Below are 15,312 nucleotides of genomic sequence, written 5' to 3'. Positions count from 1 at the left end.
ATGAAGACCAACGCGTCGCCGCCGGTGCATCGCTGGCCGGTTCGCATCACTCATTGGATCAACCTGTTCGCCATGGTGTGCATGTTCATGAGCGGTTGGGAAATCTACAACGCCTCGCCGCTGTTCGATTTTCGCTTTCCGCCGCAGATGACGCTGGGCGGTTGGCTGGGCGGCGCGATTGGTTGGCATTTGGCGGTGATGTGGCTATTGGCGCTCAACGCCGTCTGCTATCTGCTGTGGAGCCTGTTCAGCGGTCATTTTCGCCGCGATCTGTTGCCGCTTCGCGCCGACGCGCTGCGGCAGGATATCTGGCTGGCTATGACGCTGCGCCTGCGCCACCGGCATGGCCACTATAACGCCATTCAGAAACTGATGTACCTCGGCGTACTGGCGCTGGGGCTATTACTGGTGCTGTCCGGCCTGGCGATTTGGAAACCGGTTCAGCTGCAGGGATTGGTCGCGCTGTTTGGCGGCTTCGACTTCGCGCGCTACGTGCATTTCTTCGCCATGGCCGGCATCGGCCTGTTTGTGGTGATCCACGTCTTTATGGTGGCTGTCGTGCCCAAAACCCTGTGGGCGATGATAACGGGTGGCAAACATGAATGAGAAAAAACAGCGGGCAACCGCGCCGACGCTGGAACCGGACCAAAAAAAGCAGCTGGTCAATCTGCAGCGCCGGCTGATGTTGCGCTCCGGGCTGACGCTGGGCGGCATCGCCATGCTGACCGGTTGCAACCTGCAAGACGGCGATCGGGTGGATAAGGTGCTGTGGGCCATGTCGCGCTGGAACGACCGGGTGCAGGCCTGGCTGTTCAGCGGCCAGCGGTTGGCGCAAACTTACCGGCCGGACCAGATCACCCACCCTTTCCCCTTTAACGCATTTTACCCGGAATACAACGTCCCCGAGATCGATCTCGCCGGCTATCGGCTTGAGGTCGCGGGGAAAGTGGAGAAAAAAGCGCCCTGGACGCTGGAAAAGCTGCAGCGGCTGCCGCAGCAAAGCCAGATCACGCGCCTGATCTGCATTGAGGGCTGGAGCGCCATTGGCCAATGGGGAGGCGTGCCGCTGCGCACCTTTCTGCAGCACGTCGGCGCGGATCTGAATGCCGGTTACGTCGGCTTCAAATGCGCCGATCGCTACTACGCCAGCCTCGATATGGCCACCGCGCTGCACCCGCAGACCATCCTGGCGCTGGATTTCGGCGGCAAGGCGCTGCCGGCAGACTACGGCTATCCGCTGCGGCTGCGCGTGCCGACCAAGCTGGGGTTCAAAAACGCCAAACATATCGCCGCCATCTTCGTCAGCGACGTCAATCCGGGCGGGTATTGGGAAGATCAGGGCTACAACTGGTTCAGCGGCATTTAGTTTTGCGCGGCGCTGCGCACAACCTTCATCGGCGGCTGGAGGAGCCTCTCCGTCGCGGTTAATAATCTGTTTGTCACAAAGGGGATAACTATAGGAAAAATAATAGTAAAAAGGATTTTATCATGGAGATTGATGTGAGGGAGTCACACACAGGGGTAGCAGACACATACAGGTATCAGATTGCAGTAAGTAAAGATGATGGTAAAACGGCCATCTATCATTTGGATTTCAAGAAAATTGGGCAAAACATGCACCATTGGTTTGCCCCAGTGTATGTGGACACTGCTCTCCTCAATAATGCTTTCTCTCTGGAGTTTTATGATGTTAAGGCGTTGAGCGACGCAAACAGGCATCGGCGCTCAGCTTTCGATACCTATACCGCAATGCGTTATACCCTTTTCCAACGCGAACGCTTATTCGTAGTTGGCATCGGGGAAACCCTTCTCAAGTTTGCCTATCAGTATCATGCCAGGCTCATCTTAAGCGCACCGTTAAGGCCAGCATTAGCTAAAATTTATGATTTATTGTTGAAAAAATACGCCCACAAAGGGCATTATTTATACAAAATAGAGTTTATAAAGGACGGCCTCTATGTCATCGAAATCCCGCGTAACCCCCATAGCATCCCACACTTACCAGCAGCACGTTAAGGAACAGCGCCTGAAAGAGATGCAAGCTTTCCACGAAGAGTGGTGGGAACAAAGGCGCCGCGAATGGCGTGAACGCGGCGGCGTTGAAGCCAGTGAACCGCCCGCACTTGGTATCGATACCGAACTGTCATCCTAATGCAGGTTCGTTCTTATTCTTATTCTTCTTCTTCCGCCGTCAGCAAAGCAATCCCCGCTTGCTCAATGGCCTCCCGCGCGGCGGCGGGCAACCCCTCATCGGTAATGATGGCGTCAAAGGCGGCGATCGGCAGCGCCAGATAGGTGGCGACTTTGCCGTATTTGGACGTATCGCTGAGCAGAATGCGGCGGCGGCTGGCCTCGACGATGGCCTTCTTCACCATCACCTTGTCTTCGTTCGGCGTCGACAGGCCGCGCATGCTCCACGAAGAGGCGGAGATGAACGCCAGATCGATAAACAGACCGCGCAGCGCCTGCGCCGCCGCTTCGCCGACGCAGGAGCGGTTTTCCCGGCACACGGTGCCGCCGGTGTGGATGATTCGGCACTGGCTGTGTTCGATCAGGAAGCCGGCGATGACAAAGTCGTTGGTCACCACCGTCAAATCGTCACGTTCACCGATCTGTTTCGCCAGCGCCAGCGTGGTGGTGCCAGCATCCAGATAGATACAGCTGTTGGCGGGAATTTGTCGCGCCGCCAGCCGGCCAATGGCGATTTTCTGCCGGCTGAACATCCCCTCTTTGGCCTGGTGCGAAGGTTCGCTCGCCACCCGCTCGGGCGCCTGTACGCCGCCCGAGACCGACTGCACCGCGCCCTGTTCCTCCAGTTTTTGCAAATCACGGCGGATCGTCATGTGCGACACCCCCAGCCGTTCGGTCAGCTCGGCAATGCTGACGACGCCGCGTTCGGATACCAGCGCAAGAATTTGTTGATGGCGTTCTACAGGTATCACGGTTCCCTCTCGTTGCTGCGGTGATAATAATTGTGATTTTACGTCAATTTTCGTTCGCCGATAGCCCTAAATTTTCGCGGCGTGACGGCGCACGCAGTTAGGCCAGGTAAACATAAACTTATTTAAAAACATAATAGTAATGTTGATTCAGGCCAGAAATCAGACGAAAAATCCGTTTCACACATTGTTAATTATTGTGATAACGATCGCGGATAATCGGCCGACAAGCGCTTACATTTAACACAACAAAACAAATTATCACTAAAATTAACAGGAGTGCAGTATGACACACCCAGGGAATTATGCCGTTTGCGTCATCGGGCTGGGGGCGATGGGCATGGGCGCCGCGCGTTCATGCCTCCGCGCCGGATTGACCACCTACGGCGCCGATCTCAATCCGCAGGCGCTGGCGGCGCTGCAACAGGCCGGCGCGCAACAAGCGTCTACCAGCGCGCGCGACTTCGCCGCCGAGCTGGACGCCGTGCTGCTGCTGGTGGTGAACGCCGCGCAGGTGAAGCAAATCCTGTTCGGCGAGCAAGGCCTGGCGCCACAGCTCAAGCCGGGCACGGCGGTGATGGTGTCTTCGACCATTTCCGCCGATGACGCCAAACAGATCGAGCAACGGCTGCTGGACTACGGCCTGGCGATGCTGGACGCGCCGGTTTCCGGCGGGGCGGCCAAGGCGGAGGAAGGCCAGATGACGGTGATGGCCGCCGGCGCCGACGCCACCTTCGAGCGTCTGCAACCCGTGCTGAACGCCATCGCCGGCAAGGTTTACCGCATCGGCGAGACCATCGGTCTGGGCGCGACGGTAAAAATCATCCACCAGCTGTTGGCCGGCGTGCACATCGCCGCCGGAGCGGAAGCCATGGCGCTGGCCGCCCGCGCCGGCATCCCGCTGGACGTGATGTACGACGTGGTCACCCACGCCGCCGGCAACTCCTGGATGTTCGAAAATCGCATGCGCCACGTGGTCGACGGCGACTATACGCCCAAATCGGCGGTGGATATCTTCGTCAAGGATCTGGGGCTGGTGGCGGATACCGCCAGGGCGCTGCACTTCCCGCTGCCGCTGGCCTCCACCGCTTTCACCATGTTTACCGCCGCCAGCAACGCCGGTTACGGTAAAGAAGACGACAGTGCGGTAATCAAAATCTTTGCCGGCATCGATCTGCCGCAAAAAAAGGAGGCGCTCTGATGCTGCTTGGCGTAATCGCGGATGACTTTACCGGCGCGACCGACATCGCCAGTTTTCTGGTGCAAAACGGCCTGCCGACGGTGCAGCTGAACGGCGTGCCGCAGGACGAAACGCAGGTAAACGCACAGGCGGCGGTCATCAGCCTGAAATCGCGTTCCTGCCCGGCAGAACAGGCGGTCGAACTGTCGTTGCAGGCGCTGGCCTGGTTGCAAAAACAGGGCTGCCGCCAGTTCTACTTCAAATACTGCTCCACTTTCGACAGCACCGCACAGGGCAATATCGGCCCGGTGACCGACGCCCTGCTCACCGCGCTGGGGGAAAATTTCACGGTTGTCTCACCGGCGCTGCCGGTAAACGGCCGCACGGTCTATCAGGGCTACCTGTTCGTCGGGGAGCAGCTGCTGTCTGAGTCCGGCATGCGTCATCATCCGGTCACGCCGATGATCGACAGCAACCTGCTGCGCCTGATGGAATCCCAGGCCGCCGGGCGCTGCGGGCTGGTGACGGCGGCGGAACTGGATCGCGGCGCCGAGGCGGTCAGCGAGAAGCTGCGCCAACTGGCGCAGGAAGGCGTGCGCTACGCGGTACTGGATACGCTCAACGAGCGGCATCTGCTCATCCAGGGTGAAGCGTTGAAAACGATGAAGCTGGTGACCGGCGGTTCGGGCCTGGCGATCGGCCTGGCGCGGCAATGGGCGCAAAGCGGCGATCGTGCGGCTGAGGCAGCCGGCGCGCCGCAGGGGGAAAAGGCAGCAGTGCTGTCGGGCTCGTGTTCTGTGATGACTAACCGGCAGGTGGCGCACTACCGCGAGCGCGCTTCGGCGCAGGCCATCGATATCAGCCGTTGCCTCGAACCACAGGCACGCGCCGCCTACGCCGCCGAGTTGGCGCACTGGGCGCAGCATCACGCCGGGGAAGCGCTTGCCCCGCTGATCTACGCCACTGCGCCACCGGAAGCGCTGCAGCAAACGCAACGGCAGCACGGCGCCGCCGCCAGCGAAGCGGTGGAAGCGCTGTTCGCCGAATTGGTGGTGCAACTGCGCCAGTTGGGATTCAGCCGCTTTATCGTCGCCGGCGGAGAAACCTCCGGCGTGGTCACGCAGGCGCTGGGCATTCGCGGCTTCCATATCGGCCCCGGCATTTCCCCCGGCGTTCCCTGGGTGCGCGCCAGCGATCGGGCGATTTCCCTGGCGCTGAAATCAGGCAATTTTGGCGATGAAGCCTTCTTCTCACGCGCGCAAACGGAGTTTCCAGTATGAGCATGACGACCGAACAGCAAGCGCGTGAAGAGATGGTGCGCCTCGGCGCCTCATTTTTCCAACGCGGCTACGCCACCGGTTCCGCCGGCAACCTCTCGCTGTTGCTGCCGGACGGGGCGCTGCTGGCGACGCCGACCGGCTCTTGCCTGGGCGAGCTGCAGGCCGATCGCCTGTCTAAAGTGAGCCTGAACGGCGATTGGCTGTCCGGCGACAAGCCGTCGAAAGAGATCAGCTTTCACCGAGCGCTGTATCTGAACAATCCGGAATGCAAAGCAGTGGTGCACCTGCATTGCACCTACCTCACGGCGCTCTCTTGCCTGCAAGGGCTGGACGTCGACAACGCCATCAAACCGTTCACCCCCTATGTGGTGATGCGCGTCGGCAAGGTGCCGGTGGTGCCCTACTATCGCCCTGGCGACGAAAGGCTGGCGCAGGATCTGGCGCGCCTGGCGCCGGCCCACCGCGCCTTTTTACTGGCCAACCACGGGCCGGTGGTGACCGGTAAAGACCTGCGAGCGGCGGCGGACAATACCGAAGAGATGGAAGATGCGGCGCGGCTGATCTTCACCCTCGGCGATCGTCCTATCCGCTATTTGACCGATGATGAAATTGCCGAATTACGGAGCTGACCCATGCCTAAATTTGCCGCCAATTTATCGATGATGTTTAACGAAGTGCCGTTCCTAGAGCGCTTCGCTGCCGCTGCCGAACAAGGCTTCAACGCGGTGGAATTCCTGTTCCCTTACGAGCATCCCGCCGAGCTGTTGGCCGAAAAGCTGCGCGAACACGGCCTGCAACAGGTGCTGTTCAATACCGCGCCCGGCGATGTCGCCGCCGGCGAATGGGGGCTGGCGGCGCTGCCGGGCCGCGAGCAAGATGCGCGCGCTGATATCGATCGCGCGCTGGCCTACGCCATCGCCCTTTCCTGTCCCTGCGTGCACCTGATGGCCGGCGTGGTGCCCGCGGGCGCGGATCGGCAACGTTATCTCGACACCTTTATCGCCAATGCGCGCTATGCCGCCGACGCCTTCGCCCCGCACGGCGTCAAGGTGCTGATCGAAGCGCTCAGCCCACCGGTCAAGCCCGACTACCTGTTCGCCAGTCAACATCAGGCGGCGGAGGTGGTGACGGCGATCGAGAGACCGAACGTGTTCATTCAGTTCGACTTTTTCCACGCGCAGTTAGTGGACGGCAATATCAGCGGGCTGCTGGAGACGCTGGCCGGGCGCTACGCGCATATCCAGATAGCCTCAGTGCCGGATCGTCACGAACCGGACGAGGGCGAACTGAATTACCCATGGCTGTTCGACAGGCTGGATGCGCTCGGCTATCAGGGCTGGATCGGTTGCGAATATCGGCCGCGCGGCGACACCGCCGCCGGGCTCGGCTGGCTGAAGCCTTACCGCTAACGTCGCACGCCGACACCAGGAAAACGATTTTATAACAATGAAACGCACCCGTATCGCCACGCGGCGATCGCGGTGCCCAACGCTTACCCAACGAAAGGCTTTTTTCATGTCTACCTCTCTGCTGTTGCTGATTGCCGTACTCGGCGTGGTGCTGCTGTTATTGATGGTGATTAAGGCGAAGGTGCAACCCTTTGTCGCGCTGTTGGTGGTCAGTCTGCTGGTGGCGTTGGCCAGCGGCATTCCGACCGGTGAAGTGATGAAAGTGATGACTGCCGGGATGGGCGGCGTGCTCGGCTCGGTAACCATCATCATCGGTCTGGGGGCGATGCTCGGGCGCATGATCGAACACTCGGGCGGCGCCGAGTCGCTGGCGCAACGTTTCAGCCAGGGGCTGGGGCCGAAACATACCGTCGCCGCGCTGACCCTCGCCGCATTTATCCTCGGCATTCCGGTATTCTTCGATGTCGGCTTTATCATTCTGGCGCCGATTATTTACGGCTTCGCCAAGGTCGCCAAAGTGTCGCCGCTGAAGTTCGGCCTGCCGATGGCCGGCGTGATGTTAACGGTACACGTCGCGCTGCCGCCGCACCCCGGCCCGGTCGCCGCCGCCGGCCTGCTCAACGCCGACATCGGTTGGCTGACCATCATCGGCCTCGCGATCTGTATTCCGGTCGGCGCGATCGGCTATTTCGCCGCCAACTACCTCAACCGCAAAACCTATCCGTTATCGATAGAGGTGCTGGAACAGCTGCAGCTGGCGGCGCCGGAGCCGCGGCCGGAAGGGCGAGCGCCGCTCAGCGATCGCATCAACCCGCCCGGCGCTGGCCTGGTGGCGGCGCTGATCGTCATCCCGATCGCCATCATCATGCTCGGCACCGTCTCCGCCACGCTGTTGCCGGCAGGCTCGGCGCTGCGCGATGCGCTGTCGTTGCTGGGGTCGCCAGCGGTGGCGCTGATGATAGCCCTGCTGCTGGCCTTCTACTTCCTGGCGCTGCGCCGCGGCTGGAGCCTGCAACACGCCGGTGACGTGATGGGCGCCGCGCTGCCAACCGCCGCGGTGGTGATCCTGGTGACCGGCGCGGGCGGCGTGTTCGGCAAGGTGCTGGTGGAATCCGGCGTCGGCAAGGCGCTGGCCGAAGTGCTGACGGCCATCGGCCTGCCGCTGGTGCCCGCCGCGTTTATCATTTCGCTGGCGCTGCGCGCTTCGCAGGGTTCCGCCACCGTGGCGATCCTGACCACCGGCGGCCTGTTGTCGGAAGCGGTCAGCGGGTTGAATCAGCTGCAGCTGGTGCTGGTGACGCTGGCGACCTGTTTTGGCGGGCTGGGGCTTTCCCACGTCAACGACTCCGGTTTTTGGATCGTCACGCGCTATCTGGGGCTGTCGGTGGCCGACGGCCTGAAGACCTGGACGGTGCTGACCACCCTGCTCGGCCTGAGCGGCTTTCTGTTCACCTGGCTGTTGTGGCTGGCGGTGTGATTTCTCTGGCATACTGAACGCCGTTGTTTTTCATCGCCTTTCACCCTGTGCAGGAGCAGCAACATGACCGTAATCAACACCGCGCCAACGCTTATCACCGAACGCCTGCGGCTGGACGCGCACACGCTGGACGACTTCGACTCGCTGGCCGCTCTGTGGGCCGATCCGCTGGTGGTGCGCTATATCGGCGGCACGCCGCGCGACCGGGAAGACTCCTGGGGGCGCCTGATGCGCTACGTCGGCCACTGGGCGCTGTTGGGATACGGGTATTGGGCGGTGCGTGACAAACAGAGCGGCGAGTATCTCGGCAGCATCGGCTTCTCCAACTTCCTGCGCGACATCACCCCGGCGCTCGACGCGCCGGAAATGGGCTGGACGCTGGTGAGCTCGGCGCACGGCAAAGGCTACGCCACCGAGGCGCTGCGGGCGGCGCTGGCCTGGGGTAAAACGCACCTGCCTGGCAAGCAAACCGTCTGCATCATCTCACCGGAAAACCAGGCTTCGCTGGCGCTGGCGAAAAAAGTCGGCTTTAGCGAAAGCCACCGCAGCGAGTATCACCAGAGCCCGATCGTCGTGATGCATTGCCCGCTTTGAATGCCTAAGTGCGTTGCGCCGCCAACGCCGTCTGAATGAAGTTGTCCCGCAGCGCATCGGCGCGCTGCGGATCCCAGGCGATACCGACCTGCCACTCCGTCTCCTCGCCGCTCAGCGGTAAAATGTCGATGCCGGCCGGCGCGATATGCGTGATGCTGTGCGGCAGCAGCGCGACACCGACGCCGGCGGCAACCAGCGCCAGCAACGTCTGGATATCGCCGGCCTGCTGCACCACGTTCGGCGTCAACCGGTGGGCGGCGATAAACCGCAGCGACTGATCGCTGAGCCCGCGCCCGCGTTTGGGAGTCAACTGCAACAGCGGCAGCTGATTGAAACGCGCCATCAGATCGTCGGCGCGCAGCGCCAGCGCGCCCGGCGCGGCCAGCACCAACCGATCGCTCAGCAATGCCACGCCGCACAGCGGCGTATTGACCGGCAAGCGCACGAACCCCGCCTGCAACTCTCCCTGCAGCAACAGCTGATACTGGCGTTCCGACGGCAAGTCCTCCAGGCCGATCGCCACCTCGGGAAACCGTTGGCGAAAGGCTGCCACCAGCTGCGGCGCCAGATGAAAGCTGGAAAGGCCAAACCCCAGCGCCAGCCGCCCCGCTTCCCCGAGCGCCACCCGCCGCGCGCGCCGCTGAAACTGCTGGTACTGCTCCACCAGCGCCTGCGCTTCCGGGTAGAGCCGCTGCCCGCCGGCGGTGAGCACCGCCCCCTGTCGGCCACGCTCGAACACTCGAACGCCGAGCTGGGTTTCCAGCGCCTGAATTTGCTTGCTCAGCGCCGGTTGGCTGATGCATAGCCGGCTCGCCGCCTGCCGATAGTTGCCCTGTTCAGCCAGCGCCACCAGGGCGCGCAGTTGTTTTATATCCATTCCATTAGGTTATCGAATAGGGAATTTAATTGATTATACAGTAATCAAACCACCTGCTGTAATCAACGCAGACCCTAATCGGAGAGACACCATGACCATCTCATTACGCGCCGCCACGGTGCAATTCCAGCATCGCGCCAACGATAAGAATTACAACCTGTCGACTATCGAGCGCTTTATCGCTCAGGCGGCCGAGCAGCAGGTACAGCTGCTGGCCTTCCCGGAAATGTGTATCACCGGCTATTGGCACGTGCGCCATCTGTCCGACGCCGAAGTGCGGGCGCTGGCGGAACCGATCGCGTCCAGCCCTTCGCTGGCGCGCATTCGCCCGCTGGCTGAGCGTTACAATATGGCGATCGGCGTCGGGCTGATCGAACTGGGCGACGACGGCCGTTGCTACAACGCCTACGCCGTATGCCTGCCGGACGGCGCGCTGCATGTGCACCGTAAACTGCACGCCTTCGAACACCCGGCTATCGCCAGCGGCGATCGCTATACGGTGTTCGACACTCCCTGGGGCGTGCGCGTGGGCGTATTGATCTGTTGGGACAACAATCTGGTGGAGAATGTGCGCGCGACGGCGCTGCTGGGCGCGGAGGTGTTGATGGCCCCGCACCAGACCGGCGGCACCCATTCGCGCAGCCCGCACGGCATGAAGCCGATCCCACAGGCGCTGTGGCAGCGGCGAGCGGAAGATCCGCAGGCGATAGAGGCCGCCTTTCGCGGCGAACACGGCCGCGGCTGGCTGATGCGCTGGCTGCCCTCGCGCGCTCATGACAACGGGCTGTTTTTGTTATTCAGCAACGGCGTGGGCCGCGATGACGATGAGGTACGCACTGGCAATGCGATGATCCTCGATCCCTACGGCCGCATCGTAGCGGAGACCTGGGCGGCGGAAGACCGGCTGGTCAGTGCCGATCTCGATCTGACGCTGATCCCGCTCAGTACCGGACGCCGCTGGATTTACGGACGCCGCCCCGAGCTGTACGGTTTACTGACCGAACCGCAAGGCTATGAGCGCGATGCCCGCAGCGCGCGCTTTTCGACGCAGCCGACGGGGCGCAGCGGCTAATGACAGATAAAAAAAATCCGCCCGAAGGCGGATTTTTTATCCGCGCGGCAACCTGTGCCGCGCATTCACGCCCGCAGGCATGAAGAAATCTTAGAAGCGGTAGCCTACGCCAACGTTCCAGCTGCCAACGTCCACGCTGCGGATGCGGCTCTGCTCGTAGCCAACGTCCAGGGCAACGTTTTCGATTGGGTTGAACTGCAGACCTGCACCGTAGGTGAAGCCGTAGTCGCTGTTGCCACCTTTGTTACCGCCAGCCTGGGCGTTGTCGATGTTTTTGCCGTAGCCAACACCGATCACACCGTAGATGCTCGCCCAGTCGTTGAAGCGGTAAGCTGGACCTGCGGTGATGGAATCGTACTGAGATTTCTTGTAGAAACCGCTTTCAGAACGATTTTTTTCCAGGTGGGTGAAGGAGCCGATCACACCCAGTGGGTTGTTGTCGAACTCGTAACGGTATTTCAGGTTGAAACCGTTGGCCTTGTTAGCAACGCCTTGGAGATCACCCTGCGCATAGCCAGCGGATACGGTGCTCTGACCAGCGAATGCGGTACCTGCGCTAACTGCTAATACGCAAGCTGCTACTGCGGAAAGACATGCAATTTTTTTCATAACCACCTCAAACGCGTTTTATTATTAAGTACATCCATTTGTTCATGCTTTGAAAATATAACAAAAATTAGCGTGAAACTCTGCCTTGAAATGAGTGTCTAATGCTTTATATCGTGTAACAGAAGATTTCAAGAACAGTGTATCTGCTTCTTTTCGCTCTATTTTCGGCCGTATTCTACGGCTTTCTGTGACAAAAATCACCAATTTAATATCCAGATAATTCTTAAGAAAAAGCGCACTTTTTGACCAAATCCGCCACATCTCATCCGAGGATCGGCGGATTTCACCGCGATGCGCGCTTTTCTCAGACAGATTTTCGCCATTTCATTTACACTGCTCGCATCCCCGTTTCGACCGTTTTCTCAAGGCTGAGGAACGGCGCAAAAAAGGCCCGTTAAGGATGTCGTTATCTACTTCCGGCAGAGCGCCCTCCGCGCTGCTGCCCATCTGTCTGTTAATCATCGCCATGGTGTCTATCCAAAGCGGTGCCTCGTTGGCCAAAAGCCTGTTCCCGATCGTGGGCGCGGAAGGCATTACGACGCTGCGTCTTTTCATCGGCACCCTGATTCTGTTCATTATCTTCCGCCCGTGGCGTATGCGCATCGTCGCCGGCAGCCGCTTGCCACTGCTGATTTACGGCCTGTCGCTCGGCGCGATGAACTACCTGTTCTACCTTTCGCTGCGCACCGTGCCGCTCGGCATCGCCGTGGCGCTGGAGTTTACCGGCCCGTTGGCGGTGGCCATGTTCTCGTCGCGGCGGCCGATCGACTTTCTCTGGGTGGCGCTGGCGATCGCCGGGTTGTGGTTCCTGTTGCCGCTCGGCCACGGCGTAGGCGGGATCGATCCGTTCGGCGCCGCCTGTGCGCTCGGCGCCGGCGCCTGCTGGGCGGTCTATATCATTTTCGGCCAAAAGGCCGGCGGCGATCACGGCCCCGGCACGGTGGCGCTCGGTTCGTTGATCGCTGCGCTGGTGTTCTGCCCGATCGGCGCCTGGCAAACCGGCAGCGTGCTGTTCAACCTCGATATTCTGCCGGTGGCGCTGGCGGTGGCGATCCTCTCCACCGCGCTGCCTTATTCGCTGGAGATCATCGCGCTGCCCAAAATTCCGGCGCGCACTTTCGGCACCTTAATGAGCCTGGAGCCGGCGATGGCGGCGCTGTCCGGCATGCTGTTCCTCGGCGAACACCTGAGCGGCGTGCAATGGTTGGCGCTGGCGGCGATTATCGCCGCCTCCATGGGTTCCGCCCTGACCATTCGCCCCAAACCGCGCCTCGAAAGCCTTTCTTGATCGCCTGACTCGCCTGCCGTCCGCAACGCCGGAATGCAGGCGGGTTAACTGTTTTCCTCGTGACAAATCGGCATACTTCCCCTTAGCCTGTATCGCAGGCTCTTTGGACTTTCGCTCACATGGAGAATAACAGTGATTCACAACAGCCTGTTCAACCCACGCTTCGGCCGCGGACTCGCGCCGGCGCTGGTTTCAACCCTGACCGAGTTGCGCCGATGCGACCTGCCCGAACTGGCGCTGGGCCATCACCCGATCGACGGCGACAACATCTTTATGGACGTGATGACGCTGACCACCGCGCCGGCGGCGGAGAAGCGCGCCGAAATGCATCAGGAGTACATCGCGCTGCATCTGCTGATCAGCGGCGAAGAACGCATCGAATACGGCCTGGCGGGCGACGGGCATCGCGAACATCCGCATGCAGAAAATAGCGATCTGCTGCTGCTGGACATCAAACGCCACCCGCAAACCCTTCACATGACGCACGGCATGTTCGCGATCTTTTTCCAGATGGAACCGCATAAGACCGGCTGCCTGTGGCAGCGGCCGCAGCACATCAAGAAAGCGGTGGTGAGGATCCATCACCGTCTGCTGCTGTGAGCCTGCGGCAGCGTCCGTAGAAAATCGGCGGCCTGGCGGGGAGAGCGCAAGCGCTTGAAACGGCCCCCTATATCGGTACGGGCCATCTCCGCCAGGTATTTTCGCCGGTTCTTCGAGTAAGTGCGGATCGTCCACAGCACGATCGACTCGCGGCTAAAGAAAGAACGGCGGAAACTTTCCCGATTGCCGGTGCCCGGCCACAGCTCGCTTTTGCTGGCCGCGCGGCGGTACGCGCGGCGCGCGGCCTGCCACAGCGTGCGGCAGAAACCGTAGTCCAGCCACAGGATATAATCGACCTCGCGCCACTTGATCGGTTGCGTGCGGCTGTAGTTGCCGTCCAGCACCCAGCCTCCTCCCGCTTCGGCCAGCGTCTGCTCAAGCCGCGCCAGAAACGCGCCATCGGGCGTCCCCTGCCACTCGGGCCGCCAATAGAGTCTGTCCATCTCGATATAGGGAACGTCAAGACGTTCCGCCAGTTGACGCGCCAGGGTGCTTTTACCGCTGCCGCTGGTGCCGACGACGTTAATTTTCATCACTCGCCAATAAAGACTGGGATAATTTCCATACTTTAGCCGTATCAATTACGCCTATCAATCTGAATAGGCTTGGCATTAACACCACGATAACAAAGTGGATATTTAACCAAACCTGCGCGCCCGCAGAAAATAAGATAACGGGGATAAATTGTCACTGACAAAAATAATAATAAAAAAACAAAATAACAATAAAATTCATAAAATTACACAATAGACAAAAACCAAATAAAAATATTGTCATTAGCCCCCCCCTATTTGTGCAATAGCCATTTTCGTGCGGCAAAAATAAACATCCCTGCTATAATTAATCCCGTAACGAAATAGGACAACGACTAATCAAGAGGATATCTGATATGAGTACCGCTAAACTGGTGAAAACGAAATCTTCTGATCTGCTGTATACCCGTAACGATCTGGACGAAAAAGTTAAACTGGCCGCCATCAAGGCGCTGAACCATCAGGTCGTGCAATTCATCGATCTTTCGTTGATCACCAAACAGGCGCACTGGAACATGCGCGGCGCGAACTTCATCGCGGTGCATGAAATGCTGGACGGCTTCCGCACCGCCATCATCGAGCATCAGGACACCTTCGCCGAGCGCGTGGTGCAGCTGGGAGGCGTGGCGCTGGGCACCGTACAGGTGGTCAACGATCGCACGCCGCTGAAAAGCTACCCGACCAATATCCACAGCGTGCAAGAGCACCTGAAAGCGCTGGCCGATCGCTACGGCGCGGTCGCGAATGACATCCGCAAAGCCATTACCGAAGTGGAAGACGAAGACACCGCCGATATGTTCACCGCCGCCTCGCGCGATCTGGACAAATTCCTGTGGTTCATCGAATCCAATATCGAATAACGCGAAAGCGTTGCAGATCGCCCGTCGTTCCGGGCAGCGCAGGCTGGGCTTTGCCCGGCCTGTTTTCTTTTGCGCGACCGTTGCATTGTACAAAAAACGGCCCATATTAAACGGTAGGGTTTCCTTGTCAGGAGGTGATGATGGCCAGCGGCTGGGCGGCGGACGGCGCCGTACAAGATCAGATTGATTCCACCGTCGACGATGCGGTGCAGCGCGCGCGTGAAGCGCTCGGGCACGGCGAGAGCGAACGCTATTGCCAGGAATGCGGAGAACCGATCCCCGAGGCGCGCCGCAAGGCGCTGAAGGGCGTGCGTTTTTGCGTCGCCTGTCAGGCCGAACAAGACAAAAAACACGCGGCCACCAGCCTGTACAACCGGCGCGGCAGCAAAGACAGCCAGTTGCGTTAGCATTATCTGCTCCCTTTTTGCCCCTCTCGCAGTCACCCTTGCACCGTCAATGGATCATGAAAGTTAGAGTTAGTTATCAATATTGAAGCAAAAACGTTAAAGAACGGTTGTTTCACAGCCAAAATTTGGTTAATGATAGCCCCGTGCACCAAGATAATTCTTACGCACCATTTCGGTGCCTCATTGT

General features: G+C 60.0%; 18 protein-coding genes. 14 read left to right on the top strand and 4 right to left on the bottom strand.

Annotated features, from left to right (window positions below; genetic code table 11):
- The 3 genes from AC2CGI_RS08395 (at position 1) to AC2CGI_RS08385 (ending at position 2,016) form a co-directional block, all read left to right on the top strand.
- Positions 1 to 606, top strand: a complete 606-nt coding sequence (locus AC2CGI_RS08395) for a cytochrome b/b6 domain-containing protein (protein ID WP_015377168.1) — start codon at positions 1 to 3, stop codon at positions 604 to 606.
- Complete coding sequence (locus tag AC2CGI_RS08390; RefSeq protein ID WP_075685805.1) at positions 599 to 1,366, top strand: molybdopterin-dependent oxidoreductase; 768 nt, start codon at positions 599 to 601, stop codon at positions 1,364 to 1,366. Before AC2CGI_RS08395 ends, AC2CGI_RS08390 begins: the two co-directional genes overlap by 8 nt.
- Before the next feature lie 122 nt (positions 1,367 to 1,488).
- Positions 1,489 to 2,016 (top strand): hypothetical protein, encoded by a 528-nt coding sequence (locus AC2CGI_RS08385; protein ID WP_021504270.1) that lies wholly within the window; start codon positions 1,489 to 1,491, stop codon positions 2,014 to 2,016.
- A gap of 155 nt (positions 2,017 to 2,171) precedes the next feature.
- On the opposite strand, the gene ygbI is transcribed toward AC2CGI_RS08385, so the two are convergent.
- Positions 2,172 to 2,942, bottom strand: a complete 771-nt coding sequence (ygbI, locus tag AC2CGI_RS08380; protein WP_076740430.1) for a DNA-binding transcriptional repressor YgbI — start codon at positions 2,940 to 2,942, stop codon at positions 2,172 to 2,174.
- 283 nt (positions 2,943 to 3,225) lie between these two features.
- Between ygbI and ltnD the strand changes: the two genes are divergently transcribed.
- The 6 genes from ltnD to AC2CGI_RS08350 all read left to right on the top strand — a co-directional run bounded on the left by ltnD (position 3,226) and on the right by AC2CGI_RS08350 (position 8,879).
- Complete coding sequence (ltnD, locus tag AC2CGI_RS08375) at positions 3,226 to 4,140, top strand: L-threonate dehydrogenase (RefSeq protein WP_031299813.1); 915 nt, start codon at positions 3,226 to 3,228, stop codon at positions 4,138 to 4,140.
- A complete protein-coding gene (gene otnK, locus AC2CGI_RS08370; RefSeq protein WP_080497819.1) occupies positions 4,140 to 5,399 on the top strand; it encodes a 3-oxo-tetronate kinase in 1,260 nt (419 codons plus the stop codon). Before ltnD ends, otnK begins: the two co-directional genes overlap by 1 nt.
- Positions 5,396 to 6,028, top strand: coding sequence for a 3-oxo-tetronate 4-phosphate decarboxylase (gene otnC, locus AC2CGI_RS08365; protein WP_015377162.1), 633 nt, complete (start codon positions 5,396 to 5,398; stop codon positions 6,026 to 6,028). Before otnK ends, otnC begins: the two co-directional genes overlap by 4 nt.
- Positions 6,029 to 6,031: 3 nt before the next feature.
- A complete protein-coding gene (otnI, locus tag AC2CGI_RS08360) occupies positions 6,032 to 6,808 on the top strand; it encodes a 2-oxo-tetronate isomerase (protein WP_015377161.1) in 777 nt (258 codons plus the stop codon).
- 106 nt (positions 6,809 to 6,914) lie between these two features.
- Positions 6,915 to 8,285: a GntP family transporter gene (locus AC2CGI_RS08355; RefSeq protein ID WP_015377160.1), complete on the top strand. Its 1,371-nt coding sequence runs from the start codon at positions 6,915 to 6,917 to the stop codon at positions 8,283 to 8,285.
- Between the two features lie 63 nt (positions 8,286 to 8,348).
- Entirely contained in the window at positions 8,349 to 8,879 is a 531-nt protein-coding gene (locus tag AC2CGI_RS08350) for a GNAT family N-acetyltransferase (RefSeq protein WP_004939196.1), read from the top strand.
- Positions 8,880 to 8,883: 4 nt separating this feature from the next.
- Here the strand turns inward: AC2CGI_RS08350 and AC2CGI_RS08345 are convergent, their stop codons facing one another.
- Positions 8,884 to 9,756, bottom strand: coding sequence for a LysR family transcriptional regulator (locus AC2CGI_RS08345; RefSeq protein ID WP_021504266.1), 873 nt, complete (start codon positions 9,754 to 9,756; stop codon positions 8,884 to 8,886).
- A gap of 91 nt (positions 9,757 to 9,847) precedes the next feature.
- Between AC2CGI_RS08345 and AC2CGI_RS08340 the strand changes: the two genes are divergently transcribed.
- The gene (locus tag AC2CGI_RS08340; protein WP_004939199.1) at positions 9,848 to 10,828 is read left to right on the top strand and encodes a nitrilase family protein; all 981 of its coding nucleotides are present in this window, start codon (positions 9,848 to 9,850) and stop codon (positions 10,826 to 10,828) included.
- Between the two features lie 90 nt (positions 10,829 to 10,918).
- Here the strand turns inward: AC2CGI_RS08340 and ompX are convergent, their stop codons facing one another.
- Positions 10,919 to 11,437 (bottom strand): outer membrane protein OmpX, encoded by a 519-nt coding sequence (gene ompX / locus AC2CGI_RS08335; protein ID WP_004939201.1) that lies wholly within the window; start codon positions 11,435 to 11,437, stop codon positions 10,919 to 10,921.
- 400 nt (positions 11,438 to 11,837) lie between these two features.
- Here ompX and rhtA point away from each other — a divergent pair, with 400 nt between their 5' ends.
- Positions 11,838 to 12,725, top strand: a complete 888-nt coding sequence (gene rhtA, locus AC2CGI_RS08330) for a threonine/homoserine exporter RhtA (RefSeq protein WP_004939202.1) — start codon at positions 11,838 to 11,840, stop codon at positions 12,723 to 12,725.
- Between the two features lie 132 nt (positions 12,726 to 12,857).
- The gene (gene nanQ, locus AC2CGI_RS08325) at positions 12,858 to 13,325 is read left to right on the top strand and encodes an N-acetylneuraminate anomerase (protein ID WP_015377157.1); all 468 of its coding nucleotides are present in this window, start codon (positions 12,858 to 12,860) and stop codon (positions 13,323 to 13,325) included.
- On the opposite strand, the gene AC2CGI_RS08320 is transcribed toward nanQ, so the two are convergent.
- Complete coding sequence (locus tag AC2CGI_RS08320) at positions 13,307 to 13,858, bottom strand: P-loop NTPase family protein (protein ID WP_021504264.1); 552 nt, start codon at positions 13,856 to 13,858, stop codon at positions 13,307 to 13,309. The genes nanQ and AC2CGI_RS08320 overlap by 19 nt on opposite strands.
- Before the next feature lie 356 nt (positions 13,859 to 14,214).
- Here AC2CGI_RS08320 and dps point away from each other — a divergent pair, with 356 nt between their 5' ends.
- Complete coding sequence (dps, locus tag AC2CGI_RS08315) at positions 14,215 to 14,718, top strand: DNA starvation/stationary phase protection protein Dps (RefSeq protein ID WP_004939215.1); 504 nt, start codon at positions 14,215 to 14,217, stop codon at positions 14,716 to 14,718.
- 140 nt (positions 14,719 to 14,858) lie between these two features.
- A complete protein-coding gene (locus AC2CGI_RS08310; protein WP_015377155.1) occupies positions 14,859 to 15,125 on the top strand; it encodes a DksA/TraR family C4-type zinc finger protein in 267 nt (88 codons plus the stop codon).
- Positions 15,126 to 15,312 lie beyond the last annotated feature (187 nt).

This window comes from Serratia sp. LSHTC3, assembly GCF_057197125.1.
This window is presented reverse-complemented; position numbering and strand designations above follow the sequence as displayed.

Excerpts from the sequence above, each read along its gene's own strand:
- AC2CGI_RS08395 (WP_015377168.1), top strand. The coding sequence starts at position 1 with ATGAAGACCAACGCGTCGCCGCCGGTGCATCGCTGGCCGGTTCGCATC.
- AC2CGI_RS08390 (WP_075685805.1), top strand. The coding sequence starts at position 599 with ATGAATGAGAAAAAACAGCGGGCAACCGCGCCGACGCTGGAACCGGAC.
- AC2CGI_RS08385 (WP_021504270.1), top strand. The coding sequence starts at position 1,489 with ATGGAGATTGATGTGAGGGAGTCACACACAGGGGTAGCAGACACATAC.
- ltnD (WP_031299813.1), top strand. The coding sequence starts at position 3,226 with ATGACACACCCAGGGAATTATGCCGTTTGCGTCATCGGGCTGGGGGCG.
- otnK (WP_080497819.1), top strand. The coding sequence starts at position 4,140 with ATGCTGCTTGGCGTAATCGCGGATGACTTTACCGGCGCGACCGACATC.
- otnC (WP_015377162.1), top strand. The coding sequence starts at position 5,396 with ATGAGCATGACGACCGAACAGCAAGCGCGTGAAGAGATGGTGCGCCTC.
- otnI (WP_015377161.1), top strand. The coding sequence starts at position 6,032 with ATGCCTAAATTTGCCGCCAATTTATCGATGATGTTTAACGAAGTGCCG.
- AC2CGI_RS08355 (WP_015377160.1), top strand. The coding sequence starts at position 6,915 with ATGTCTACCTCTCTGCTGTTGCTGATTGCCGTACTCGGCGTGGTGCTG.
- AC2CGI_RS08350 (WP_004939196.1), top strand. The coding sequence starts at position 8,349 with ATGACCGTAATCAACACCGCGCCAACGCTTATCACCGAACGCCTGCGG.
- AC2CGI_RS08345 (WP_021504266.1), bottom strand. The coding sequence starts at position 9,756 with ATGGATATAAAACAACTGCGCGCCCTGGTGGCGCTGGCTGAACAGGGC.
- AC2CGI_RS08340 (WP_004939199.1), top strand. The coding sequence starts at position 9,848 with ATGACCATCTCATTACGCGCCGCCACGGTGCAATTCCAGCATCGCGCC.
- ompX (WP_004939201.1), bottom strand. The coding sequence starts at position 11,437 with ATGAAAAAAATTGCATGTCTTTCCGCAGTAGCAGCTTGCGTATTAGCA.
- rhtA (WP_004939202.1), top strand. The coding sequence starts at position 11,838 with ATGTCGTTATCTACTTCCGGCAGAGCGCCCTCCGCGCTGCTGCCCATC.
- AC2CGI_RS08320 (WP_021504264.1), bottom strand. The coding sequence starts at position 13,858 with ATGAAAATTAACGTCGTCGGCACCAGCGGCAGCGGTAAAAGCACCCTG.
- dps (WP_004939215.1), top strand. The coding sequence starts at position 14,215 with ATGAGTACCGCTAAACTGGTGAAAACGAAATCTTCTGATCTGCTGTAT.
- AC2CGI_RS08310 (WP_015377155.1), top strand. The coding sequence starts at position 14,859 with ATGGCCAGCGGCTGGGCGGCGGACGGCGCCGTACAAGATCAGATTGAT.